The 24395-nt window shown below is 62.8% G+C and carries 19 protein-coding genes and 1 tRNA gene; 6 read left to right on the forward strand and 14 right to left on the reverse strand.

All coding sequences use genetic code 11. The features are described from left to right. Window positions 1–38: 38 nt before the first annotated feature. Window positions 39–1313: an MFS transporter gene (locus tag C0V82_RS15945; protein ID WP_199772570.1), complete on the forward strand. Its 1275-nt coding sequence runs from the start codon at window positions 39–41 to the stop codon at window positions 1311–1313. 6 nt (window positions 1314–1319) lie between these two features. Here the strand turns inward: C0V82_RS15945 and C0V82_RS15950 are convergent, their stop codons facing one another. Next, window positions 1320–3113: a tetratricopeptide repeat protein gene (locus C0V82_RS15950; RefSeq protein WP_102113480.1), complete on the reverse strand. Its 1794-nt coding sequence runs from the start codon at window positions 3111–3113 to the stop codon at window positions 1320–1322. Between the two features lie 118 nt (window positions 3114–3231). Between C0V82_RS15950 and C0V82_RS15955 the strand changes: the two genes are divergently transcribed. After that, window positions 3232–4299: a GDP-mannose 4,6-dehydratase gene (locus C0V82_RS15955; protein ID WP_102113481.1), complete on the forward strand. Its 1068-nt coding sequence runs from the start codon at window positions 3232–3234 to the stop codon at window positions 4297–4299. On the opposite strand, the gene C0V82_RS15960 is transcribed toward C0V82_RS15955, so the two are convergent. Next, window positions 4289–4693, reverse strand: a complete 405-nt coding sequence (locus C0V82_RS15960) for a hypothetical protein (protein ID WP_102113482.1) — start codon at window positions 4691–4693, stop codon at window positions 4289–4291. The two genes, C0V82_RS15955 and C0V82_RS15960, sit on opposite strands and share 11 nt — an antisense overlap. Window positions 4694–4903: 210 nt before the next feature. Here C0V82_RS15960 and C0V82_RS15965 point away from each other — a divergent pair, with 210 nt between their 5' ends. Together C0V82_RS15965 and C0V82_RS15970 are read left to right on the forward strand one after the other, a co-directional pair. Further along, on the forward strand, window positions 4904–5110 hold the full coding sequence (locus tag C0V82_RS15965; RefSeq protein WP_054170391.1) for a hypothetical protein: 207 nt from the start codon (window positions 4904–4906) through the stop codon (window positions 5108–5110). 119 nt (window positions 5111–5229) lie between these two features. Next, window positions 5230–5306, forward strand: a tRNA-Arg gene (locus C0V82_RS15970). Window positions 5307–5377: 71 nt separating this feature from the next. On the opposite strand, the gene C0V82_RS15975 is transcribed toward C0V82_RS15970, so the two are convergent. Continuing rightward, window positions 5378–6271: an SOS response-associated peptidase gene (locus C0V82_RS15975; protein ID WP_245924260.1), complete on the reverse strand. Its 894-nt coding sequence runs from the start codon at window positions 6269–6271 to the stop codon at window positions 5378–5380. A gap of 125 nt (window positions 6272–6396) precedes the next feature. On the opposite strand from C0V82_RS15975, the gene C0V82_RS26950 reads away from it, so the two are divergent. Beyond that, on the forward strand, window positions 6397–7125 hold the full coding sequence (locus C0V82_RS26950; RefSeq protein ID WP_158659971.1) for a DUF8168 domain-containing protein: 729 nt from the start codon (window positions 6397–6399) through the stop codon (window positions 7123–7125). Window positions 7126–7137: 12 nt separating this feature from the next. On the opposite strand, the gene C0V82_RS15980 is transcribed toward C0V82_RS26950, so the two are convergent. The 11 genes from C0V82_RS15980 to C0V82_RS16035 all read right to left on the reverse strand — a co-directional run bounded on the left by C0V82_RS15980 (window position 7138) and on the right by C0V82_RS16035 (window position 23751). Continuing rightward, the gene (locus tag C0V82_RS15980; RefSeq protein WP_158659972.1) at window positions 7138–7728 is read right to left on the reverse strand and encodes a 3TM-type holin; all 591 of its coding nucleotides are present in this window, start codon (window positions 7726–7728) and stop codon (window positions 7138–7140) included. A 1-nt stretch (window position 7729) separates the two neighbouring features. Next, window positions 7730–8374, reverse strand: coding sequence for a glycoside hydrolase family 19 protein (locus tag C0V82_RS15985; protein ID WP_102114343.1), 645 nt, complete (start codon window positions 8372–8374; stop codon window positions 7730–7732). Window positions 8375–8443: 69 nt separating this feature from the next. Further along, window positions 8444–8719 carry a hypothetical protein gene (locus C0V82_RS15990; RefSeq protein WP_102113484.1) on the reverse strand — a complete coding sequence of 92 codons (276 nt, stop codon included), beginning with the start codon at window positions 8717–8719 and terminating at the stop codon, window positions 8444–8446. Then, window positions 8719–9000, reverse strand: coding sequence for a hypothetical protein (locus tag C0V82_RS15995; RefSeq protein ID WP_102113485.1), 282 nt, complete (start codon window positions 8998–9000; stop codon window positions 8719–8721). The genes C0V82_RS15990 and C0V82_RS15995 overlap by 1 nt, the downstream gene beginning before the upstream one ends. A gap of 11 nt (window positions 9001–9011) precedes the next feature. After that, window positions 9012–9788 carry a hypothetical protein gene (locus C0V82_RS16000; RefSeq protein WP_102113486.1) on the reverse strand — a complete coding sequence of 259 codons (777 nt, stop codon included), beginning with the start codon at window positions 9786–9788 and terminating at the stop codon, window positions 9012–9014. Then, entirely contained in the window at window positions 9778–12822 is a 3045-nt protein-coding gene (locus C0V82_RS16005; protein WP_158659973.1) for a LamG-like jellyroll fold domain-containing protein, read from the reverse strand. Before C0V82_RS16005 ends, C0V82_RS16000 begins: the two co-directional genes overlap by 11 nt. Next, complete coding sequence (locus C0V82_RS16015) at window positions 12822–13694, reverse strand: hypothetical protein (protein WP_102113489.1); 873 nt, start codon at window positions 13692–13694, stop codon at window positions 12822–12824. Before C0V82_RS16015 ends, C0V82_RS16005 begins: the two co-directional genes overlap by 1 nt. A 1-nt stretch (window position 13695) precedes the next feature. Beyond that, window positions 13696–14619, reverse strand: a complete 924-nt coding sequence (locus C0V82_RS16020; protein WP_102113490.1) for a hypothetical protein — start codon at window positions 14617–14619, stop codon at window positions 13696–13698. A gap of 1 nt (window position 14620) precedes the next feature. Continuing rightward, window positions 14621–16129 carry a hypothetical protein gene (locus tag C0V82_RS16025; RefSeq protein WP_102113491.1) on the reverse strand — a complete coding sequence of 503 codons (1509 nt, stop codon included), beginning with the start codon at window positions 16127–16129 and terminating at the stop codon, window positions 14621–14623. A gap of 3 nt (window positions 16130–16132) precedes the next feature. Next, on the reverse strand, window positions 16133–23089 hold the full coding sequence (locus C0V82_RS16030) for a phage tail length tape measure family protein (protein WP_102113492.1): 6957 nt from the start codon (window positions 23087–23089) through the stop codon (window positions 16133–16135). A gap of 2 nt (window positions 23090–23091) precedes the next feature. Next, entirely contained in the window at window positions 23092–23751 is a 660-nt protein-coding gene (locus tag C0V82_RS16035) for a hypothetical protein (RefSeq protein ID WP_102113493.1), read from the reverse strand. Between the two features lie 100 nt (window positions 23752–23851). On the opposite strand from C0V82_RS16035, the gene C0V82_RS26955 reads away from it, so the two are divergent. Then, on the forward strand, window positions 23852–24391 hold the full coding sequence (locus C0V82_RS26955; RefSeq protein ID WP_158659974.1) for a hypothetical protein: 540 nt from the start codon (window positions 23852–23854) through the stop codon (window positions 24389–24391). Window positions 24392–24395: the final 4 nt, after the last annotated feature.

Here is a 24395-nt window from a genome sequence, read left to right on the forward strand (position 1 = left end):
TCACCGGCGTGGCGGGGTTGTCGGAGGATGCGACCGGAATGCAGTCACCCCACACAATGTCCCGCCAGGATGTGCGCACCCTGTCCCTGGCTTCCCTGGGTGGGGCCCTGGAATTCTATGATTTCATCATCTTCGTCTATTTTGCGACAGTCATCGGGCAGTTGTTCTTTCCGCCCGAACTGCCGGACTGGATGAAGCAGCTGCAGACCTTCGGCGTGTTCGCGGCGGGGTATCTGGCCCGGCCCCTGGGCGGCATCATCATGGCGCATTTCGGCGACCGGATGGGCCGCAAGCGCATGTTCACCTTTTCCATCCTGATGATGGCGGTATCGACCCTGGGCATGGGTCTGTTGCCCACCTATGCCGATATCGGGCTGGCGGCACCCGTTCTCCTGCTGCTGCTGCGCGTCTTCCAGGGGGCCGCAATCGGGGGTGAGGTGCCGGGAGCCTGGGTTTTCGTGGCCGAGCATGTGCCGGCCCACCGCATCGGCCTTGCCTGTGGCACCGTCACCTGCGGCCTGACCTTGGGTATCCTGTTGGGATCGCTGGCGGCCACCGGCGTGAATACGCTGTTCACGCCGGAACAGGTGCTGGACGATGTCTGGCGCGGGCCGTTCCTGCTGGGCGGGGTGTTCGGGCTGGTTTCCGTCTATCTACGGCGCTGGCTGGCGGAGACGCCGGTCTTCCGCGCTATGCAGGAACGCAAGCAACTGTCAGAAGAATTGCCGCTACGGGTGGTGGCGCGGGACCATGGGCGCGGCGTCGCCATTTCCATGGCGCTGACGGGCCTCCTGTCGGCGGGGATCATCGTGCTGATCCTGATGATGCCGTCCATCCTGCAGAAATTCTACGGCTTCGGGGCGGCGGAATCGCTGCGTGCCAATTCGGTGGCGACGCTGTTCCTGTCGGCGGGCTGCATCACTGCCGGCCTGATCGTGGACCGGATCGGGGCCGCCCGGTTTTTCTTGTGGTTCAGTCCGCTGCTGGGTCTGTCGGCCCTGATCATGTTCACCTTGCTGCGGGCCGATCCGTCCTGGCTGTTCCCCGCATCTGCCATGGTGGGCCTTTGCGTGGGCGTGATTGGGGCGGTGCCGCATGCCATGGTGCATGTCTTTCCAGGCTCCGTGCGGTTCAGCGGCCTGTCCACCTCCTATAATCTGGCCTATGCTGTGTTCGGCGGCCTGACACCGATCGCCGTCACCATGATGTTGCAGGCAAGCCCGCTGGCCCCGGCGCTCTATGTCCTGCTGTTCGGGGTGGTGGGCAGCGTCACCGGCTTGGCCCTGAAACGCGGGCCGCACCACGCGGTGTAACCCCCGTCACGTGAGCTTTGACCGGGCAACCAACGCGGCCAGGGCGTCCGCCACCCGCCGGACGACGGGCGCCCATTCGCCCCGCCTTTCCTGCCGGAAAAGCCGCATGGACGGATACCAAAACGTATCCTCCCCCTTTTCCAGCCAGCGCCAGTCAGGGGAGAAGGGCAGCAAGGTGAAGGTGGGCCGCCCGAGCCCGCCCGCCAGATGCGCCGGCCCCGTGCAGGAGGTGATGATCAGGTCCAGGTTGGCCATGATGGCGGCGGTGTCGGCGAAATCCCCGATCTCCGGCCCCAGATCGACAAAATTCCCAGGCAATGGCCCGGCGGTTTCCAGATCCTTGCGACCCGGTCCCTTTTGCAGGCCGAAGAAGGACACGCCCCCCGCCTCCAGTAACGGGCGCACCGCCGCCAGACCGGGGGAGCGCAAGCGGTCGGCCTTGAATTCCGGGTTGCCGGCCCAGACCATGCCCACCTTCAAACCCTGGTATCGAGACAGTTTGTCTGCCCATTGCGCCTGAAGTTCAGGCTCCGCCGCCAGATAGGGGGCAGCAGGCACATTGTCGATACGGGCCCCAAGCAGGTGCGGCAATGACAAAAGCGATACATGGGCATCGTGCGGGGGCAACGGCTGAAACCGCCCGATCACGGGGCCAAGACCTGGAACGCCGCCGAGCAGGCGGACCAGCTGGCTGTTGCATTCCAGTACGACATTGACACCGCGTTCGCGCAGCACCGGGATGTACCGGACGAACTGCAGCGCATCGCCTACCCCTTGCTCGTCATGCACCAGCAAGGTACGGCCCGCCATGTCTGACCCATCCCAAGCAGGTGATGCGAAATCCCGACGGGGCGATGGGAAGTCCGGCATGCGAGAGCGCCACTCGTACTCGGCCAGCCCTTCCTCATATTTGCCCTGCATCAGCAGGCCCATGGCCAGCGACGTGTGGCCGGCAGCAAGGGCCGGATCATGCTGTAGAGTGGCCCTGGCACTGCTGACCGATTGTTCGATCAGCATTTCTTCGCGATAGGCGATGGAAAGGTTCAGATGCGCCGTGGCGCTGTCGGGCTGCTTCGCAATGGCGCGCCGGAAGCACTCTATGGCCTCCGTGTAACGATCCTGATCCTGCAGCACGATCCCCAGGTTGCTGAGCAGGCCGGGATCGTCGGGCGCAAAGCCCAAGGCAGTGCGGTAGGCTGTTGCAGCGTCATCAAGGCGGCCCAACCGCCGCAGGGCGACGCCCATATTGGTGTAGGCATGGACGGATAGTGGCTGCATAGCCAACAGCTCGTACATCGCCTCAATGGCGGCCTCCGGCTTGTTGTCCAGGATCAGCAGCCGTCCCAGCTGCAACCGCGCCTCCGCTGAATAAGGGCGCAATGCGATCAGTTGCTGCTGCGCCGCCACCGCATCGCCCGGTCGCTGCATATGGTCCAGAATATTGACGAGGTTGACGAGACCATCGGCGAAGTCGGGCGCCAGGCGCAGGGCCTGGAGACAGGCGTTCAGCGCATCAGGCAGCCGGTTCAGGCGACGCAGCGCACTGGCCAGATTGGAATGGCGGACGGGATCATCCGGCACCGCCTTCACCGCCGCCTCCATAATGGAGGCCGCTGCTGCATATTCCCCCCGTTGAAGATGCAGCACGCCGAGCCGGTTCAAGGCATCGCCATGGCCGGGTGCGCGATCCAGAACCGACCGGTATGCGGTCTCCGCCTCCGCCAGACGACCGGCATCATGCAGGGCGATGGCCGCTTGAAGCTCAGCAATGGCGGTCGATGACTGATGCTGCACATTCATCGGGATAATCTCTCCTTCCGCGCCGATTTTACCGATCCCATCCAGGCGCCGGTACCCTTATAGATATGCTTATCCGCATCGGTGTCGCCGATGCCATCGCAATCGTCGGAATGGGTTGATGGGTGAGGAGCGGGGTAAGGGCCGGCGGGCGTTGATCACAGGCATCACCAGCCAGGATGGTGCCTATCTGGCATCGCTTCTGCTGGAGAAAGGGTATCAGGTGACCGGCACCCTGCGTCCCGGCGGCACGTCGCTGGCGCAGGCCTGGCGGCTGCGGGAGATGGGGTTGCTGGGCCGGGTGACGACGGTTACCGTTGATCTGACCGATGGACGGGCGGTTTCGTGGCTTCTGGATGATCATGTGCCGGACGAGATCTACCATCTCGCTGCGCACAGTTCCGTCCATTCATCCTTCCATATCCCGGCGGAAACCTTCGCCAGCAATGCGGTTGCCACGACCAACTTGCTGGAGACGGTCCGTACTCGCTGCCCGGATACGCGCTTCTACCACGCGTCCACCTCGGAAATGTTCGGTGAGGCGCCAGAGGTGCCACAGACGGAGACGACACTGTTCCGACCCCGCAGCCCCTACGCCGTGGCGAAGGTGGCGGCGCACCAGATGACGACGCTGTATCGCATCGCCTATGGCCTGTTCTGCGTCAACGGCATCTTGTTCAATCACGAATCGCCGCTGCGCGGTCCGGAATTCGTGACCGCCAAGATCGTGCGCAGCCTGACCCGCTGGCGGGCGGGGGAGCAGGCGTCACCCATGGCGCTGGGGCGGCTGGATGCGCGGCGCGACTGGGGCTTTGCCGGCGACTATGTGCAGGGCATGTGGTCGATGCTCCAGGCCGACCAGGCCGACGATTATCTTCTGTCCACGGGACGGACCTGGAGCGTTCGCGACTTCGTTTCGCTGACGGCGCAAGCCCTGGATATCCGCCTGCACTGGCAGGGGACGGGGGCGCGGGAAACCGCGATCGATCTGGACAGCGGGCGCATCTGCGTCGCGGTCGATCCTGGCCTCTTCCGACCGGCGGAGGTGGGAGAACTCCGCGGTGACAGCCGCAAGGCGCGTGAACGCCTGGGCTGGTCACCGACGGTCGAACTTCCCGCAATCATCGCCATGATGGTGAAAGCTGAACAGGCCCGTCAGGCCCAAACACCAAATGCCGTTAGGGAATGACGGTGACAGGCTCTCCATGGGCCGGGTCAGCCTTGACGACGCTGACCTTGCCGGTTTCGGGCACCGAAAGCTCATAGGTCACGCCGGCAGAAAGATACGCGAAGCAGGCGGCATGCAGGGCACCATCCTGACCGTCGGCCGCCTGACGCTGCAACGGGCATTGCTGCCCGCCGATGGTCAGATCACGAAGCTTGCCCGTCTGTGCCTGACCCAGCGTCAACTGGATGCGATGAACACCCTCCCTGCCGGCGGTGAAGCTGCAACGCCCAGCGGCGGCCATCATGCAATCTTCCGCCTGTTCTTCGGCGGCGGCGTGGACGGATGCCACAGGGGCGAATGCCAAGAATGCCGCAGCCATCATCAGGCCCGCGGACCGGCGGAAGAGGAAAAACATGGAAACCTCGCCACATACGCTACAAAACGCCCCGGCCCTTAAATAGGGCATGAGCGAATACATAATCAACCCCTGAATTGTAGCGTAAATACCATACTTCCGCCCTATGCCTGGAAGGCTACCCCATCGGGGTGAGGTAATTGTGGAAGGAAAGGCGTGACGGGCTGGGGCCGGCCATGCTTAAAGAAGCTGGAATGTATCGGGAATAATATGATGCCGGCTGAAGAAGATATCGTTGAACGCCTGCGCCGCCGCGCGGCCCGCGCCCGCGACCGTTATCCGGACGAGGCTGATGATCCCGCGACCCTCGTGGGTGGGTTGATCCAGGATTACGAGGCCGCGGCCGATGAGCTTCAGCGCATGCGCGACGCGCTGAAAGACCTGTCACGGCAGGCACTACGGGCCATGCTGGGCTGAAAGATCGATTGATTTCAGGGGTTTGTCGGCAATTTTCATTTTCTCGAACGAAGCATTTGCACCGACCGAACCGATGCGCTATGGTCCGCGCCGCTTGGGGTTGCTCCCAACGCCGGCATGGACCCGTAGCTCAGCTGGATAGAGCGCTGCCCTCCGAAGGCAGAGGCCGATGGTTCGAATCCATTCGGGTCCGCCAATTTTCTCTAGCGTTTGCCCGCAATGATGGATTTGCACTCTGGTGCAAATGAACCACCGACATCTGGCCGCCTAAACCACACCCTCGATAATCTCCATTTCCTCATCTGGCACGGGCCGGGCGAAATCGGACACGGCGGTCATGGGTGCGGTCAGCCATTCGCGCATGGCCTGCTGGCCGATCAAGATCACCGGCATTGCCTTGGGATGGACACCGCCGACCAGATCATTGGGTTCGGTGGTCAGGAACCCGAACAGATCATGATGGCCCGTGACGGGTGCTGACTTAGGCCCACGGGTGCCTTCCCATCCTGTCCAGATGCCGGCAAAGGCCGCGGGCCGATCATCGGTCACCCGAAACCAGACGTCTTTCTTGGGGCCGGGGTCCGCCGTGTATTCGGCGAACCGCTCGAACGGCACCAGACAACGGTTGGGCGGGGACAGCCAGCGTTGCCACCAGGGGCTGGTCAAATTACGGATATTGGTGATGGGGTGCGCCGTGTCCTTGAATGGCGGCATGCCCCAACGCATGGCCCGCCAGGTCGGTATGCCATCCTCCATCCGTACAACCGGGGCCAGCCTGTCCGGGAAAATCTCCAGGCTGGTTTCAGACCATGGCTCAAAGCCGAAGATTTCTTCTGAAAGGCCCAGCTTTTGGATCGACGCCTGATAGCGGTTACACACCTGCCCCTCCTTTGCCCCGATCCAGCCAAGATGCTGCACATTTGGATTGCTGCGCGGCACGCGCCGGCTATCCGATGCGCCGACCGTACCACATCGCGGGCAGCGGTATCGCCGGGACCATTCCGCGATCTCCATTTCGGGCGGCGCCCGCCTGTCCAGCCAGTCATAGGCCCAAAGGCGTGAATCGTCGCAGACCTGGCAGAACATGCACAGGTCAATTTGCTGCTGGATCAGGTCGCCCAGGGTCCCCGCCAGCCGGGAGTGGTCAATGCGCGGCTCCATAATGAGAACATAATGAGAACATGCAGAACTCGCAACGGCCCTTGTTTAGGGGCGAATCAGCAGATACAAAAGTCAGGATCGAATCATGGCCGCGCTACGTTTCTGATGCGAAAATGAGGTCATTTATGAAAACGATAATCATTAAGGGTACCATTTCTCCAGAGAAATCTCATTTGGGTCTGGAATTTCCGGAGTACGAAGCAATAATTGGTGAAACTAAATGCGATATCATTTTAAATATAAAAGATGGCAAGCTAAACGCTAGCGTTAATGTTTATGGTGACTATGCAAATGTAGACAATATCGCTTCCGCTATATCAAGTATTGCGCACACTGCAATTGACTTTGAATCTCTATCAAGTGGTGTCCCAGGATCTATTGATATTCACACAGCTCAAGTATCAGAAGATTATACAATATTTCCAATACGCAAGGGATTGCCAGAGATTGCAGACATTCATAATTACAAATTTGACCCCAATTTGTATGAAAGTTTTTACCATAACAAGAACGCCAGATTAGCCCTCAAAGACTTTCGACTTTCCTTGCAAGACCATGACAATACATACTTCCATGCATACCGAATGCTAGAGCAGATAAGATTGTACTTTCAAACCGGAAGCACAGATAAAGCTGCCGCATGGAAGGAGATGCGACGTAATCTCTTGGTATCCAGGGAATCTATTGAAAATGTAAAGCGCGGCGCAGACCACCAAAGACATGGAGATTACATCTTTGGCGAGTACAAAGAAAGAGTCAGCGTAATGCGATATTCTCGAGAGGTTTTATATCGTTTTCTGCTGAGAATACACAAGGGACAGCCACTTTCCGAAGAAGAATATACAATAATTTGAGATTTATCACCATCACTTAATCTTCTGCCGCCGGTTCCATTCCCGTATCGCCTCATCGGACAGAGGCTTGCCGTCGTCGACCATCTCCGCCTGATACCGCGCTTCATCCATCGGCACCGGTGGTGGCGTGGGTGGCGACGGCGGGGCCGGCTGCATCGCCTGGATTTCGGCGCGGGTGGCCATGACCGCGCGGACCTGATCCACGGTCGGCCCCCTGCCCCGCCGCGCCGCCAGCAAGGTTCGGTCGCCGAAAAAGAACGTCACGATGGCGCCCAGCACGATCCACATCTCATCGGGGATCAAGGCCCAGGCCTGGGCCGCCGCCGCGAATCCAACCGGGTCCGCCGATGCCCAGACGAAAATGGCAATCACCCCCAATGCCATGGCAGGCCGGGGCAGCCGGTTCAACCCATCAATGAAGCTGTCCCACCAGGTTCGGTTCTGCCGGTCAGAGAACTCACCCCCGTACTGCTGAAACCGGGCCAGCATTTCGCCATGCCGGCTGGTTTCGTCCTGGACCTTGTCGCCCGTGAACGGCGTGATGGCGTTGGCCACCGCCTGCGCCCCGCCGCCGATCAGGCCTTGCACGATCTTGCCCAGCATCTCACACCCCCAGCAGCTTGCAGGCCAGCACCCACAGGGCGCGACGATCATCGATCCCGTTCTGCCCGCCATTGATGCGGCGCGTGCATTCGGAGATTTGGCCAGCATCGGCAGGCCCATTGCAGTCTTTCCAGTCCCAGAACCATCCCGCCGACAGGGCCGCCGGCCCCGGCGTCAGCAACAGGTCGGGATTGCCGATCAGATCCAGGCCCAGGGCTTGGCCCGCCCGTTGATAGGCGGAGCGGCCCGTCAGTTGGATCAGGCCCCGACCCCGATAAAGCCAGCCATCGCCCGGCTGGGTATTGCCCAGATGCAGGCGCCCCCACTCCCCGCCATAGACAATATTGGCGATGCCGGCGGGGTCCGCCGGCTGCCCGTCGCGCCGGCCAAGCCGCTGGGCATCCACCTCGCTGATCCGACGCGCGCCGAACTTCGGCACCAGCTTTTCAGCGGCGTAGTTCAGGCTCTCCGACAGCATGGAGAAGCCCGCACATTCATGCGCGACCTGGGCCAGGAACATGGCCTTGCGGCTGGGCGTGTCGACCCCAAACCGCGTGCATGCCGTCTCCAGCGCGGGCGCGAACGGCGCGACGATGGCCGGGCGCGTCGAAGGCGCCAGCGCCGATAACAGGGCTGGTGTGATCATGATGGTCCCCATGAAAAAGCCCGGCGCAATGACCGGGCTGGGTGGGTTCAGGACATCAGGGCCGAGGGATCAGCGCGGGCCGCCGTCTCGCTGGTCGCGGCGCACGCTATCGGCCAGCGATTGCAGCGTGACCTCCATCCGGGCGAGCCGGACATCAATGGCCGTCCACGCCTTGTGCTGGTCGTCCGCACGGCCTTCCAGCACACGAACCCGGGCGCTAAGGTCTGCGACATTCGCGCTCTGCACCGCCGCAAACCAAACGGCGGCAAGGAGGGCGCCCACCAGGGCCATCGGCAACACCACGCCGCGGTTCGAAACGCGCAACGTATCTTCGGTCTGCGCCATTATTTCCCGCTCCCATCGCCAATATCGATCCCCTCCATCACCAGGATGGGGATGTGTTTGATCCAGGCCCGCCGGCAATGGTCGGGCCGTGTGAATGGCTTGTTGATGCCCTCGATCAGCAGCAGCAGGAACCGTGCCCGCGCAGCACCCTGCCGATGCAGTTGCCACGTACCCGCCGACAGGGTCAGCTTGCGGTGGCCCGTGCCCACCGCGACATTGAGCGCACAGCTTGCCAGCGACGCCGCCTCGCCCAGGCGGCGCCTTATCTCTTTCCAGGTCATGGTTGTCCCCCTTAAAGTGCCGCTGCCTCGCGGAAGATGTCGTCGATATCGCTTTCGCTTAGACCCATGTCCGCAGCCATGTCGGCAAGGTGCGGGCTGGTCCGCTCCATGCTGGCGGCCCCCCACCGCTCCACCAGCTCCATATCGCCGGACAGGGTCACGGCGCTGTCCACGATGTCCAGCAAGCCTCGCGCGGCCAGCGCCAGGCGCAGTTGCACACGGCTTACCGTCGCCGGCACCGGCGGCGGGCGCAGGGGCCAAATGGCCGCCTCCTCCACCGTCAGGTCGCGCACGGTCCATGCCGCCCCGTCCCAGTCCGCCGTCTGGGTCAGCGGGTCCATATCCGGCACGGGCGGAAGGGCCAGGGTCCATCCCGGCTCCACCACCCCACCCGCATCGGTGATCAAACTATCCGCCCGCGTGCGCAGCAGATGCTGCAGGTCCGCATCCGCCGCCGTGTCGGACAGCAACTGCCCGGCGGCGACCCAATCCACATAGGCGGGGTTGGGAACCTCCACAGGCTCCCCATCCCCATTCGCCTCCATGACCGTTTCCGGCGGCGGGTCCTGCACCGCCAGCCGCCCCGCCGCCTCCACCGCTTCCGCCCGCGCCGCAATGCCGGCCACGGCGCGGTTGACGGCGATGGCGGCGGCCAGTGCGGCGGGATCGGCACTGCCCAGCACCAGGGCCGGTGCCTGACAGCGCGGATAGCCCGCCACCATCGACCAGACAGACAGGTAGCGACCGGCGCCATACAGGCCCGTGCCAATGTCTACGCTACGCGGCATAGGACGCCTCCTCAGAGATACGGGTCACAACGATGCGCGCGGTCCAGACCATGCGCGTGCCGGCCACACCGGTCACACGCGGGGTGATGGTCTGCGCCGCTGTATCGGCCTGGATGGTCACATCCATGCCGGCGGTTGTCTCTTGATCGGCGCCGATGGTCTGGACCGACCCGGCCAGGGTCACATTGCCGCCGGCATCCCGGATGTACCGGGCCAGACGGCGATAGGTGCCGCCCTGCGTGCTGGTGGCGCCATAGGTCCGGGCCTGCACCGTCACATCGACGGTCACTGCCTCCCGCTCCCCGATGATCAGGCGCGGGACCATGTCGGTCGGCGTGGCATCGGTGGTGACGACACGGGCGCGGATCACCTGCGGATCACTGGCCGCCCGTGGCACCGGTGGCCCGGCGGGCAGCATGCGATCCTGCGCGATCACGCTGTCGCTGATGATGCCGGCATTCGCACTGGTGCCGACCAGCATGTGCGACCCGCTGGCCGACAGGGCCGTGATGGCATCATTGCCGATGGCCGCCCCACCGCTGGCCCCGTCCAGGTACCGCACCCGGCCAAAGGCCATGATGGACACACCGTCGCCCGTGCCGACCGCCAGCGTGCCGTCGCCCTCATTGGCGGCCAGGGCCGTGACGCTGTTGGACGTGCCGCCCAGGGTGGCCGGGGTCCCGCCCACGATCAACGCCCGTTCGTCCTCATACATCTTGCGAATTTGGGCTGGCGTCGGGGCGTAGGCGGATACCCGAAGGGCGGCAATTCGAGTGGCGGCGTCATTGACAAAATCACCCGCCTGCCGAAGTCCAATACGTGTGGTGGCGGCGCTATTGGAAAGCGAGAGATTGGCGTTATTTACTGCCGTGGTGGCTGACAATACCCCGTCAATCCAAAGTTCGAACACATTCGCGCGCCGCAAACCGACCAGAAAATGCCACAGCCCGTCCGATTGAGATCCGCTGGCGGTAGCGACATCCAGCGTGGCGAAGCCGTCATCCGTAACCGTCAGCGCGGTTGCGCCTCCCGCCCCGGTTCCGAGGGTGATTGCCGAACCGCTGTATGAACTGCCGAAAGCCGCCCGACTAAAGAACGTCTCCTGACCGACACCGGCCGGAACATTCGACCAGCAGCCAATGAAGAAATCCCCGGTCCCGAAATCGTAATCCGGGTTGTAGGGCTGTTCCAGATAGTTAGATGCACTGAACCCGCTGACCGCCGCCAGCCCGCAGGGCAGCGCCGTGCGGCCCAGGGTGCCGTTGACCACCAGCCCCTTGCCCTTGTAGCTGCGGTCAGGTAGGGCGAGACGGCAGCTTACGTTGTCGAAGATCGCCGTTCCGACCGTACCTGTGGCCAACTGCAAATCAGTGGTCGCAGCAACAGCCGTGAATTGCAGCTGGAGGGGTTGATTGCTGGTCGTGTTATTGATCGCTTGTACGGCCACCCCGCCGGGTGTGACGATAAGGCGGGCTGCGCTGCTTGTGCCACACCGCGCCAGTGCCGTGACCGAGTAGGTCTGACCCGGCACGGTTGTTAGGGTCTGGAAGATCAGCCCGCCACCCGCGCTACTGGAAACCTGCATCTCGCCCGATGTAACGGTCGGAGTGGCATTGACCGCCGTCCAACCCGTCGTGCCGCCGCTGAAATCACCATTGGTCACCAGATCGGCGGACCCGGTGATATTGCCCGTCGTGGTGTCGCAGAGGTGCGCACCGCGGATGTCGCCGGGCTGCCAGCCGGTGTTGGACAGCGTGGTGACATAGGCTGTCATGCCGTTGGCCGGGTTGCCGATGTCTTCGGAAAGCAATGTCAGGCCAGATGCGTTTCCGGTTACATAGCCCTCTCGTGTGGCAATCAATCCCGCGACGAGACTGGACGGAGCACCCTGGTTCAAGCGTACCGCGCCCGCGCCCGGTTCCGCGAAGTAAAATGTCCAGGGAGAAACGGCAATTGTCGCGTAGAGCAATCGCCCAAACACACAGCCATAGCCAGCGCTAGCTAAGCCATAAGCAAGTCGACCATCACCCGCCAGATGCACGACCTTAGCGCCGCGAGCGTCAGTTACGCTGTACACCGCCCCATTGGGATGGATGACGCTCACCCCGCCAGCCGTCGCCACAGCCACGGTCGGGATCGGCAGGCCGGCGCTGTCCAACGGGCCGCCGGGGATGACGCGTGCGTGGACATGGCTGCAAACCCTTGAAACTAGCGCGTTTCCCGCTCCGTAGTAATTCGTATCTTGCGTCGATACAGCGACATTCCTATTGGCAATGTTTCGACTGAAGTATCGAGTGGTGTCATTGATACGAATGCCAGTAACATCTTGAACAAAATCGAGAATAGATAAACCTCCGACTGCTGTGTCCTTCGACGTGACAAAAAGTCGCCCATTTACTGCAAAAATTGAATTGATCGGAATTGCGGCGTTTGCGAATACTGCGGCGTTTGATGTATTCGCATTAAACACCATCCACATCCTGGGCACGCCCGTGGCATCCAGGTCATGCAGGTCATAAATCGTGACGGACGCCGCCCGCGCCACGATCCCCGCCACCTTCGGAAACCGCCGCGTCGCCCCTCGGGTCGTGGTCCCCAGCGTCTCCCAATACCAGCTCGCAAAGGGCCGATCCGTCCACGCCCCGCCGTCGCTATCCAAGCGAGCGTCATAGAGATGCACCGCCACCACATCGGTCTGGTTGACCAGGCTCTTACTCAGCGCCGAAAAGGCCAGCCCCGTGGCCGTGCCGGTGCCGGCTGATCCCACCAGCGCCTGCGCCGTGGCCAGCGCCGTGCCCGTGGCCGCCCGATCCGCCCCCGTCTGCACCCGATCCGCCGCCGCCGCCCCCGCACTCCCCGCCGCCGCATCCCGCGCGGTTTCGGCCCCTGCCTGGGCCGACTGCGCCGCGATGCGGTCGGCCTCGACATTGGCGACCTCTGCCATGACATCGGTCCAGAACGGGTCCCAATTGTCGTAATACGAAAAGGGCGTGAAATCGTCGCGCGTCCAATCAGTGCCGTTGATGTTGGGCATCAGATCAGCTCCTCAATCTCAAAACTCACGGACCAGCGGTTAAAGGATGTCGCGGCCACTTCGCCGGTAGCGGAAAGCGCGCCGTAAAGGATCTGGCGGCTCATCACCGCCGCGTCCTGCTCTGGGTCCCAGACCATGAACAAATCGCCGGCAATGCCCTTCATCCACATCAGATCGTGGTAGACGCCCATAGCGGCCCGCACGTCCTGATATTCCAGACTGATTTTCCAGGTGCGCCAGCGGGCGCGACGGCGGACCAGACGACGGCCACCATCTGTGCGCTTCTTCTCTGATGGGTCCACGACACCGATCGAACTGCCCAATGCCATGCTGATTGGAGGTTGCCACGCCACGCCGGCCATAAGGCGCCCGGCCTGGAAATAACCAGCGGGGTTCGACGCATCGATGAAATCCACGCCCAGATACCGGGCGGACACCGGCTCTGTCAGGCGGTGCCAAAGGACGGGCGCGCCGGGATAGTTGGCTGTGTCGATTCCGGAAAACGGGAAATCGCCAAAGGGACGCGAACCCCAGATGAAGGTGGCCCCCCACATGGGCAATGGCGATGGCTGATAAACGGGGGATGACAGGTCGGCATTGGCCGACAGAAGCGGGCGCCAGGTGCCCGTCTCGCTGCCATTATGGCCGATCACCGCCACGATATCGATGGGCCGCGACCGTGGCATCGCCACCTTGACCCGCGCCGTGCTGCTGGCGATGGCCGTATAACGGGCCACCGACATGACATCATCATTGCGCAGGTTCTGGACGCCGATCCCGCCGCTTTCGACCCAGGATCCGGGGCTGGTACCGGCAGCAGACAGCGTGCCGGTGTCGGACGCGATGTCCCACAGCATGAGCAAGGATGCCATGTCACATCGCCTTCAGTTCGATTTTCCGGGCAACGCCGTTGATCAGCACCTCTAGATACTCAGAGGTGGCGCCGGCGGTGGCGTGGGTCACAAGGGGACGCAGACTGGACCCCAGCACCAGCTGCCCGTTCTTCGTTGGCGATGCACCCACACCAATGACGATGCAGTTGGATCGCGCGCCCGCGTCAACATCTGCGGTCCAGCCGATGATGATATTGCTTGACCCGGTGGTAAGGCTGTCCCCGGATTGTAGACCGACGCAAGTGTTTGCCTGCCCGGTCTCAATATTCTGGAGCGATCTGGGACCGACCGCAACATTCCCAGCCGGCGTTGAACCGGAGGCCCCTTGCATAGCCTGCGATCCAATCGCGACATTGCTGTCGCTGTCCAAAAGGTTCATGCCGGCGGCATAGCCGATAAACACATTGTAATCGTAAGTCGTTGAACTGGCATTGCCCATCGCCGCCTGAAAACCGATGGCGATATTGCCGTTTCTCCCATCCAGGTTGAACTGCGCCCGATAGCCGATGGCGATGTTAAAGTTGCCGTCAGTGTCGCTGCGCAATGCGCCCTTTCCAATTGCTACACTTTCATGGGTTTCCACGGCGTCGCCCAGGGCATCGACGCCGACGGCCACGTTATCGTTCCCGTTGTACGACCCTACGATTTGCTGCCCCGCCCCCTTTCCAACCAGAACATTGTCCCGGAAATTTCCATCCAGGTCGGACAGGCGAATCCATTGAAGGGCCGCAGGGTCATCACCAACGCATTCATAATATTGCTTGTTGGCGGGGTTGGAGGTGTCCAGCCACTTGAATCCCAGCTTGATATCATACCCCGTCACGTCCCGGTCATTGGACGCAGGTGGGGGCGCCGCATCCTCCAACAGGACGGGCGGGCCCAGCGGGCGGAATTTTACGGCCATGTTATCCCCACAGGGTCAGAAGATGTTCTTCGGCGGCGGCATCGCGGTCTGCCGCCATGACGACAAAGCGCTTACCCCCCGACAGGCCATGCCGGTCATGGGTGACCGACACGGTGGCACCGGCATCCAGGCCCGGGGTGAAGGGCACGCGCAGTTCAAAACCCTCACGGCGCGGCCCATGCAGGCCGACGCGGCGCAGTGCCTCCGCCGCCGCAGCGCTTTGCGACATCAGGCAGGTATCCACCCGTTCGGTTCGGGCCAGCAGGCTTTGGGTTGCCACTGTGCCGTCGGTATAGGTGGCCGCCTGCCATTCCTGGCCCAGGGCATCGCGCCCCGTCACAATGCTGCCAGCGATCTCTGCATCAGACAGGGTCCGCCAGCGCCGGCCATAGCCGATGGTCTGTGTGGCCAATCGTCGTTCCGTGGCGGTCGGATCGATCGACAGGATGCCCCGCTGAACAAAGCTGAAATCGGCGGTGGGCTTGGGCGCATCAAACCGACCCAGCACAAGCTTCCGGTTCAGATCGAACCCCCAATAGACGCCGATGCTTTCGGCCCATTCATCCACGATATCGGCGACCAGCACCTCTGACCCACCATCGTACCAATGGCCAAGGACCTGCGGACATAGGCTGTTCATGGCGGCGACCGTGCCGGTGGCGAAATCGCCGCTGGTCAGGCTGGTATCAATGGGCAGGATCACCGACAGCATATTGGCAAAGGTCACGGCCGCCGACCCGGAAAGTGTGCGCCCCTCAACATCCAAGGTGACGGGCCCCACGGGCTGACTGGCAAACCGGATCAGTCCCAGGGCATTACAGGTGACATAGTCCACACCCGCCATGCTGGCGGCCGCCATCGCGGCATAGGTCGAATAATCGCCCCCCACCGCAGTAAACAAGTCCCCCCGATCATGGGCAGCCAGAACCCCGCCACACGGCCCATCGCCATAGGCATAGACGACAGGGCTCTTGCAGATTTGGATGGGCGAGATCTGTTTGGGGCGTCCCATGGCGCGCGGCTTGCGCCGTCCGGCCAGCTCCGCGAAGCCTTCCGCCCCGCCGGTCCCGGCAAAACGGTTGACCTGATAGGGTCGCTCCAGCAGCAGTTGCAGATCGCGCAGGTCAATCCGCACCTCGTCCGTGCCGGGGGTGAAACGCTCTGCCGTTCCGCTCCACACCAGACTGAAATCGGCCCAGACCGGCTTTTCCTTGGCGCTGTACCAGATATCAATGCGGCGTCCATCCCAATCGTAATTGCTCCACCCGTCCAGCGCGCCGTCCAAATTCTCGGCCACCGTCACACCCGCCGACATCTCCGACCGGCCGCCGACATTGCCCCGTGCGAATAGCGACCGCTCCAGCGACAGCGCCACGCGCAGGCGGCGGTCCCAGTACGTATTGGCGGGGCTGTCCGCCGGCTCCGTAATAAAGCCGACATCCGACAGATACAGCGACACCACCGCACCCGCCGCAGCGCTGTACGGTTGCCCCCGAAACAGCCATGCCATGGATCAGCCCCCCACCGCCGCCGCCCGGCGCCCCACCACAGCGCGGGGCCGGTCGCTGGCCATCTGGGCGTTGGTGTCGGCAATATCGTCCAGGGTGCCGCCCTGTGACCGCAACAGCCGGTTCTGCTCCGCCAGAAGCCGGTTCTGTTCGGCCATGAGGGCGTTTTGCTTGCGGACTTCCTCCAGGACCTTGGCGTCGCCACTATTGCCGTTGGCAGGCACTGACACGTAGGGCTGCGGCACGGTGTAGGCGCGCGGGCGGGACAGGGCCGCCCGGCTTTCCGCTGCTGTCGCAACGGCCGTGCCTTGGGGCAGGAAGGCCAGTTCCGGGCCTTGCTCGCCCACCATCGCCCATCCGCCGGGATGCCAATCCGTACCGCTGGCATAGGCGTAACCGCCGCCCAGCTTCTTCGCTGTCTCTGCCGTGTTGTATTTGGTTTTATCCAACAGGGAGGACATGACAGACCAGACGCCTGTCCACCAGGTGTGCAGGTTCGCCAGCCGGGTATTGCCGTCCAGCATCAGCGACCCCAGGGCCGACAAGCCATTTGCCAGGATAGTGTTGGTGGCGTTCAGCAGGTTGATGCGGTCCAGGTTGCCGGCATAGGTCAGCTTTCCAATGGCCAACAGAGTGCCATCCCCCGACCCGGAACCCAGCCCTGCCACCGCCTGTGCCGTCAGCTTGGTATTGTCAATCACGCCCCCGGCCTGGATCGTGGCATCGCGGATGCTGGTCAGCAGCGCCGTCTGCTGCGCATCAAAGCTCTGGACGGCGGGCAGCGTCTCCAACTGGGCCAGGACCTGACGGATGGCACTATCCGTATCGGTCCCGGAGGCGCCATTGGCCAGCAGCGCATCGGCATAGCGCTGCGCATAGGCGGTAATCGACCCCAGCGCCGTCTGATCATTGCCCCGCGCCAGACCAAGCTGGCTGTTGAACTGGCTGCGGGCATTGGCCAACTGCTCCGCCGGCGACAGGAAGCTTTCGATCCCGCCGGCCCGCGCCTGGTTCACCCAATCGCGGATGGAACCGCCTATGCCCCGGATCCGCTCCAGGGCCGATGCCGCATCCTGCGCTTGGCGCGCCGCATCTGCGGCACTGTCGGCCACGGCCTGATTGGCGGCGGCCAAATCCTCGGCCGCATAGATCGACCGCAGCATGGCACGGACATTGTCATTGGACGCGGCGGCCAGTTCCTGGGCCCGCTCAATCTGTGTGGCCTGTGACTCCAGCCCCTGCCGCTGCATTTCTTCCAGTAGCGGATTTGCGGCCTGGGCGCGCAGAAGGCGGGTCTGCAACTGGTCCGACAGGGCCTGGGTCTGCGCATTCAGATCGGCAACAGCATCGGTCATTTCCTGGGCCAGCACATTGGCCAGCAGTTGCATCTGTTCCGCCGAATAACCCGCCGCCTGACCTGCGGCGAACTCCGCTTGCTGACGGCGCAGCAGGGCCTGGATGGCTGCATCGGGATTGTTGCGCTGCTGCGCCGTCAACAGCCTGTCTTGCAGGCTGGCCGTGACGCTGGCCGCCTGCCGTGCCGCCTCGTTGGCTGCCTTTTGATCCTCAATGGCCTTAATCTGGTCATAGATGGACCGGTTGCTTTCATCCAGGGCCGCCCGCTCCTTAAGGCGTAGGGCCACAGTGTCCCCCTGGGCCTGCAAAAGCTGGTCCTCCAACCCCTTGCGCTCATTGGCGATGTTGCTGGCCAACTGTGCTGCCTGGACCTGATCAAACAAGGATCGGTTACTGGCATCCAGTGCATCCCGCTGACGCTCAAGCAGAGCCGCGTTGTTGCCCTGCAATTCCAGCAGCCGAACCTCAAGCCCCGCGCGCTCATTCGCGATATCCGCGGCACTTCGAGCGGCTGCGGCCGTGCCGTCAATGCCGCTGGCCAACTGGGACAGGGCCGCATTCGCGGCTGCGGCGACCTCGGGTATGTCGCCAAACAGCCGGATAGCCTCTTGCAGTTGATCGGCGCGCAACGATGATGTCAGGGTGCCAGAAAGGCCGGCAACGAAATTGCGCTGTGCGCCCGCATCGGAAAGTCCCACCGCCCTTGCATCGCGGACGTCGGTGGCTCGCTGGGCGATCAGGTCCTGCAAGCTGTTGATGAAGTCATTCCCGATCAGGTCGTTATAACGGCGGTCCTGATTGCTGGAGACATCGGCGCGCAGCGCGGCCATCTTTGCAGCTTCAGCCTTCTGCACCGCCGTTGCCGCGTCGCTCGCGCTATACCCCACCAATTCCAGAACGGGGGCCAGCTCCCCGAACGCCGCGCGAAGTGCCGCGACCTGGGTTTCCATCTCCGTCATCTCGGGCACGGCTTCGCCGATGCCGGCAAACCGCTCGACATAGGACCGCAGGGCGGCGGCGGTGACGCCGGCATCATAGCCCAGCCGCCCGGCCTGATCGGCGAAGTCGCGCACGTAATTGCGCATGTCGACAACGTTCTTGCGGGCCGTCTCGACATCGTCGCTGCCGCCCTCCAACGTGCCATTCAGCTTCTGGATGGCGGTGTCGTAGGCCAGGATAAAGTTCACATCCCCTTCGGCGCGCTGGAGATTAGAGAAGTCGACGGACTGCAACCTGGATTTCAAAGCGGCATCGACGCCTGTGAGCGTGTTGGTGATGGCCGACAGGACCTGAGACAGCGTGCCCTCAATGTCGCCGACGGCGGTGGTGCCGCTGGCCGCCATCGACCCGTCTGCACCATAGACGCGCCAGCGATTACCGTCTCGGCTGCCCACCTCAATGGCGATTTTTTCTGCCAGCGTTCCGCCGGTCAGTTCTGTCAGAAGATTGCTGAAGGTATTTACGGACTGGGCCAGGGCGTCGCGGGCCGACATGTTGCCGCTGTCTTGCTTATTGGCCGAGGTATCGAAATTCACCACGCGGTCATTGCGCGTATACACATCCACGCCGGCGGTGCTGTCGCTCTTGCCCGGCCCAAACAGGCCGCCGACGATGTTGCCGACGAAACTGGACAACCCTTGGGGCACACCGAAGAAATCACCGACCGTGGTGGCGACAGTGCTACCAATCTGGGCATTGCGGTTCTGGGCATCGCTGCGCCCACCAAAGAGTTCGGCCACAAGGTTGCCCAGAGCGTTTCCAGCCTCGGCGCTCTCCAGCAGGGACAGACCCAGTGCTGTGAACGATTTTGCGGCAGAACCAGCGGTCTTTTGCAGATCGTGGAACTTGCTCATGAAGTCGCCGACACCCTCGGCGACGCTAGACCAGTCTCCGGCCGCAATCCTGGTGCCGATATTGCCCAATGCCATGGCCGCCGTATCAGCGGCGTCCATGACCTTGATCTGTCGTTCCCGCTCCGCGCCGAGGCTCATTTCCGCGCGGGTTTGCTCCACAATCTGCTTGTTGGTGTCGCTGATAGCTCCATTGACATCGCGCAGGCTGTCCTCCAACTGGCGGACAGCGTCGTCGATCTCCCACTGCTTGACCTTGGCCTCCAGGTCGAAACGGGCAGACAGGCTTTCCCGGCCCCCGCCCGCGATCTTCCCCAACAGGGTGTTGCGCTCCCGCAGCCGGCCAAGCCCCCGGTCTGCGTCCTTGGCGGCAATCGCCACCGATGCCTCACGATCCGCTGCGGCCTGACGCAGGGTGGCCTCGGTCAGCGCATCAATGATCTTGATCAGGCTTTCGGCCTGCTTGCCTTCGGCGACAAGAAGTTGCGTGCGATAGACCTGGGTGGCCGCCGCGACCTTGCCGGCCAACTGCGCCTTCATCAGGCCTTCGGTGGTGCCGGCAGCGGCCCGCGCTACGCCTTCCTGCGCTGTCGCCTCAATACGGGCCTGCGCCACCGCCTCACCACCGCGCGCGATCATCTCGGCGGTCTGCACAGACAGCAGTTGCCGGGCCCTGGCGGCGGCGTTGACCCCAGTCGTGACATTATCGTTGGCCGCCTGCTGCATCGCCGCCGCACGGACACCATCGGCGGCACTGATCAGGTAAGCCGCACCGACAGCAGCAGCCTGCTCCGCGGCCCGCCCGGATGCAGCCGCCATCGCATTCATCTCGCCCGCCCGCTTCTGGATGTCGGCGGCGTGCCAGGCAGCGGCGAGTTTGGTCAGATCATCGGGCAGTGGCTTGCCGGCCAACACGGCTGCGGCAACGGATTCACCGTACTTATCCATGGCCTCGGCATAAAGCCGGGCCGTGCGGGCCGCTGCATCCTGCTGCTGGACGGTGCCGCCCTGGGCATTGGCGATCAGGGTGAGGCCAGGAAGGGCATTTCGGGCGGCCTCGGCCGCTTCCTGGACGCTGTCGCTTAGGTCTGCCCAGGCCCTTTGTTCGGCGACAAGCCTCTGCTGTTGGGCAGATGCAAGCGTACCGCCCGCGCGAAGCTCTGCATTGAAGGCTGAGGACCCAGCCTGGGCGATACGCTGTTGGACACCAACCCCGGCCAGGGTTTGCTTATAAAGATCAAGTTCCGTGCGGGCATCGGTGAGGCGCTTTGCCTGATCGTCTGTAAAGCTACCGTATGGCGAATTGTTAGCGGACCCATTGGTACTGGCGGCGGCATTGATGCGTCGTTCGATTTCGGCGAGCTTTTTCTCTAGGGCTCTTATGCTCTCCTGTCGGCGGGCCACAATGCCTGGAGACATCCCGTCAAGGAACGAAGCGCCGCTGCGGAAGTTCTGGATCTGCTTCTCGATCGTGTCGCGCTGCGATTCCAACGATGCTTCTTTAAGTAGAGATGTAACGCCTTTGAGGGCGGAGCCCAGCCCCTCCACGACAGACCGCACGGCTTGCGATCTCGCTAGCGACTCAACAAGGTCATCCCACGCCCGGGCGACTTCCGTTACTGCTGTTGCGAAGTCACCCTTCAGCGCCTTTCCAGCACCCCCATAGCGCGCTTCGAGGGCAGCGATCGCCACCGACAGGGCGCCCGCCCTGTCGCCTTGGCGCTCCATCATCGTGATGGAGGCAGCCTGCGCGACGCTGAGGAAGCCCAGTTCCTCATCCAGGCGCCGCACACCGGCGGCACCCTGCCCGAACGCATCGGCCAGACGCTTGCCCCATGCACTGGCATCCTGACCCAGCACCGCCGACATATCCTGCGACACGCCGGCCAGTTGTTGCGCCAGTTCCGGGGATCGTATGTTCCGGTTGGCGATGACAGCGGAAAGCGTGCTTCGGACCGGCTCCCGGCTGGTGCCCCGCTGATTGGCGATGGAAAACTCCATTTCCCTCAGCCGATCCGCGGTAACCCCAAGCTCGGGGTTCAGGGCCTTCAGTTCAGCGGTGTAGCGCCGCGCCTGTCCCTGGATATCGGCAAAGCGCATCGTGACGATGGCCAGTGCCGCACCAACAGCCAGCACAGTTGTCGCGACCAGCGCCACAGGGCTAACCAGCAGGCCCATCAGCCGCCCGAAGCCACCCACGGCATAGGCCGCCTGCGGCACCTGTTGCGTCAGCACCAGGAACGGGTTCTGCCCGCCGGCAACAGAGACACCGATATCCTGGATCTGCTGCGCCAGCGCTCCGGCTTCATGGGCGGCCAACCCCATTCCCCGGCCCGTCACGCCCATATGCCGTTGAAGCTGGGCAATCTCGGCTGCGGCTTGCGCCCCTGAAATACCCAGGGCCCTGTGACCTGCCTGCATCGCGGCCAGGGCCGCTTGGTACCGCTGCTGCGAGGCAATGACAGGATCCATGCTGGCCCGCAGCTCTCGATAGGCCTGCACCGCCTGCTCCGCTGACCGCACGGCCGGCGACATGGCCGCCGCCAACCGCGCCTCATCGGCTGCCAGCCGATCCGCAGAGATGCCAGCCAGCGCCGCCGTCTCGCGCAGTTGGGTCAGGGCGGATGCGTATCGCCGTGCGGCGGCGGCTTCCTGGTCGAAACTGTCAACCAGGGTTTCATAGGCCTTGGGCGCTGCCGCCTTCTTCAGGGCCAGACGCTCTGCCTGCGCCATTTCCTCAACGGCCAGAATGGCCTGCCAGTTGCGGGCCAACTGAATTTCCGCCTCGGCGGCGCCCTGTCGTTCCGCATCCAGCATCGCCTGCCAGTTCAGGGCGACATTCCGCTTGGTCTGCTGGATGCGCTCTCTCTGCGCCTGATCCTCGGCATCCAGCATGGCCTGCCAGTCCTGGGCCTGAAACATCTTGGCAAAGGCTTCCGCGGAAGCGGCGGCACTGCCCGATGACGCGCCACCAACCCCCATGAAGCTGCTGAACCGGGTCTGGGCCACATCCTGGCGGGCGGCAATGACCTTCTGGGCAAGCGCCGCATCGGCGGCTTCCTTGGCTTTGCGTTGGGCCGCCGCTTCCGCCTCCAGCGCTGAAATGTGCCGGTTCACGGCCTGGGTGGCCGGGTCATACATGTCGGCCAGCGATTGGAAGACCTGGAATCGCTCCCGCTCGGTGGCGTTAACGGCCCGCAAGATCGCCTCGGCACTGTCCAGTTCCTGATTATAACGCTGCTGCTGCCCCACAAACGGATCAAGTCGGCCCAACAGGTTGATATAGGCCTCGACACTGTCGGCGCTCTGCCCGACGGCCATGTCGTTTTGGGCGAACATGCGTCGCATCTGTTCGGCGGACTTCTCAGCCCTGGCAATGGCCTGATCGCGAACCATGCCTGCGCGACGGATCAGCTCGGCACCCTCTGCCTCTGTCCGGTTGCCGTCCTCCATCTCGCGGCGAAGTTCGGCTGCTGTCCGTTCATACTCCTTTTCGGCGCGCTGCTTGGCCTGGGTCAGGCGGATATTCTCGTCCAGCTTGCGGTTGATTTTGTCGAAGCTGGGGTCGGCGCGGCGCAGGGCCTCGTCGCTGACCCGCATGCTGGCGGCCATCTTCTCGCCCGACGCGGCGGCGGCATCTGCCGCACCGGCCATGTTCCGCAGTGCGGCCGCGTCCCTCTCGGCAGCACCAGCAATATTGCTGTCATAGGCACCGCGGATGCGGGCTTCGCGGGCGATGTTTTGCAAGCTGGCCATCGTCAGCGTTCCTGCGTGATGATCAGGGCGGGGGATTCAACGGCCTTGCCGGCCCGCGTACCCCGCTTGGCGATGTATCGGCGTGCGCCCAGGTCGACATTGTATTGGCGGCGCGCGGACACGATGCCGGCGAACCGGGAATTGATCTGGCGCGCGGCGTCATCAAAAATGCCCGGCGCGACGCTGAACTTGATTGTCTCGCGTCCCACCACCTGCACATCGACCTTCCGGCCATAGGGCTGGAAATTCCCGATCATCACTTTGGTGACATCGGCGGTGATGGCGGTCGGCACGACATCCCGCCATGGCACGAACCGGGCACGATCCTGTCCTTCGGCGGTGAAGAAACCGAAAAAGAAACTCTCGCGATACCGCCCGCTGCGCTCCGGCGACCGCGCCGTCAGAAAGCTGATCGCGAACTGGCAAACGGTGGCCCAATGGCTGAACCGGTAAACGATCAAGCCTTCTGGCCGCACTGAGTCTTCCAACGCGCCCGAAACGCCATCGACAATCCGCTGGTGATGCCGGCTGCCCTCACCGCTGGCGATCATATCGGCCAGGATCTGGCGTGCGCCCTGCGCTAGATGGGCCGAACGCGCCTGCGGGCTCAACGCTTCGGAGATGAATAGTTCCACCTCGCGGCGGAAGGCGATCTGGGCCATATGCCGCTCCATGAGAAAGGGCGCCGCGGCATGGCCGGTCGCCCTGTGTACTTCTGTTCACAAGTGATAATCTCTCGCCCGGATTTCAGAGGGGGGCGATATGTTCAGTTCATTACGGAAACTCGCCATTGCGGGTTCATGTCTGCTGGCATGTGGCAGCCACGCTAAATCTCCACCTGAAGATTTTAACTTCAGAGGTGCAACTTTTGGCATACCAAAGTCCACCCTCAAGAAATTACATAAAGTCGACTGCCAAACTTACGGAACAACAGACTTCTGTTCGGAATCATATGTAGAGATAGGCAGCTTGCTTGCCTCTAGGGTGCTGTACTCATTTGCCGGCGATAAACTGAATGATATTGATGTTTCTTTTCATGCAGTTAGATTTGATAGGGCGCGCGAAGCTGTGACAATAAAGTACGGCGAGCCCGCCGTTTATCAGCTTGAAGAGCTTATTGAGGGCGGAATAAAAGTGACCGCAACACAATGGGTTTGGGTTCGGCCAGAGGTCGAAATCATTATGCAGTTTCCCAGTTTTACTCACAATGAAGGGTCCCTAAAGTACCTCCCGCCCGGCTCATTGCACGCCAGAAGCGAAAGGCGTCGCGAGCAAGCGAAACGCGACGCCGAAAGCTTCTAATGCC

It is taken from the genome of Niveispirillum cyanobacteriorum, assembly GCF_002868735.1.
Lineage (GTDB): Bacteria > Pseudomonadota > Alphaproteobacteria > Azospirillales > Azospirillaceae > Niveispirillum > Niveispirillum cyanobacteriorum.

Excerpts from the sequence above, each read along its gene's own strand:
- C0V82_RS15945 (WP_199772570.1), top strand. The coding sequence starts at position 39 with ATGCAGTCACCCCACACAATGTCCCGCCAGGATGTGCGCACCCTGTCC.
- C0V82_RS15950 (WP_102113480.1), bottom strand. The coding sequence starts at position 3,113 with ATGAATGTGCAGCATCAGTCATCGACCGCCATTGCTGAGCTTCAAGCG.
- C0V82_RS15955 (WP_102113481.1), top strand. The coding sequence starts at position 3,232 with ATGGGTGAGGAGCGGGGTAAGGGCCGGCGGGCGTTGATCACAGGCATC.
- C0V82_RS15960 (WP_102113482.1), bottom strand. The coding sequence starts at position 4,693 with ATGTTTTTCCTCTTCCGCCGGTCCGCGGGCCTGATGATGGCTGCGGCA.
- C0V82_RS15965 (WP_054170391.1), top strand. The coding sequence starts at position 4,904 with ATGATGCCGGCTGAAGAAGATATCGTTGAACGCCTGCGCCGCCGCGCG.
- C0V82_RS15975 (WP_245924260.1), bottom strand. The coding sequence starts at position 6,271 with ATGGAGCCGCGCATTGACCACTCCCGGCTGGCGGGGACCCTGGGCGAC.
- C0V82_RS26950 (WP_158659971.1), top strand. The coding sequence starts at position 6,397 with ATGAAAACGATAATCATTAAGGGTACCATTTCTCCAGAGAAATCTCAT.
- C0V82_RS15980 (WP_158659972.1), bottom strand. The coding sequence starts at position 7,728 with ATGCTGGGCAAGATCGTGCAAGGCCTGATCGGCGGCGGGGCGCAGGCG.
- C0V82_RS15985 (WP_102114343.1), bottom strand. The coding sequence starts at position 8,374 with ATGATCACACCAGCCCTGTTATCGGCGCTGGCGCCTTCGACGCGCCCG.
- C0V82_RS15990 (WP_102113484.1), bottom strand. The coding sequence starts at position 8,719 with ATGGCGCAGACCGAAGATACGTTGCGCGTTTCGAACCGCGGCGTGGTG.
- C0V82_RS15995 (WP_102113485.1), bottom strand. The coding sequence starts at position 9,000 with ATGACCTGGAAAGAGATAAGGCGCCGCCTGGGCGAGGCGGCGTCGCTG.
- C0V82_RS16000 (WP_102113486.1), bottom strand. The coding sequence starts at position 9,788 with ATGCCGCGTAGCGTAGACATTGGCACGGGCCTGTATGGCGCCGGTCGC.
- C0V82_RS16005 (WP_158659973.1), bottom strand. The coding sequence starts at position 12,822 with ATGCCCAACATCAACGGCACTGATTGGACGCGCGACGATTTCACGCCC.
- C0V82_RS16015 (WP_102113489.1), bottom strand. The coding sequence starts at position 13,694 with ATGGCATCCTTGCTCATGCTGTGGGACATCGCGTCCGACACCGGCACG.
- C0V82_RS16020 (WP_102113490.1), bottom strand. The coding sequence starts at position 14,619 with ATGGCCGTAAAATTCCGCCCGCTGGGCCCGCCCGTCCTGTTGGAGGAT.
- C0V82_RS16025 (WP_102113491.1), bottom strand. The coding sequence starts at position 16,129 with ATGGCATGGCTGTTTCGGGGGCAACCGTACAGCGCTGCGGCGGGTGCG.
- C0V82_RS16030 (WP_102113492.1), bottom strand. The coding sequence starts at position 23,089 with ATGGCCAGCTTGCAAAACATCGCCCGCGAAGCCCGCATCCGCGGTGCC.
- C0V82_RS16035 (WP_102113493.1), bottom strand. The coding sequence starts at position 23,751 with ATGGCCCAGATCGCCTTCCGCCGCGAGGTGGAACTATTCATCTCCGAA.
- C0V82_RS26955 (WP_158659974.1), top strand. The coding sequence starts at position 23,852 with ATGTTCAGTTCATTACGGAAACTCGCCATTGCGGGTTCATGTCTGCTG.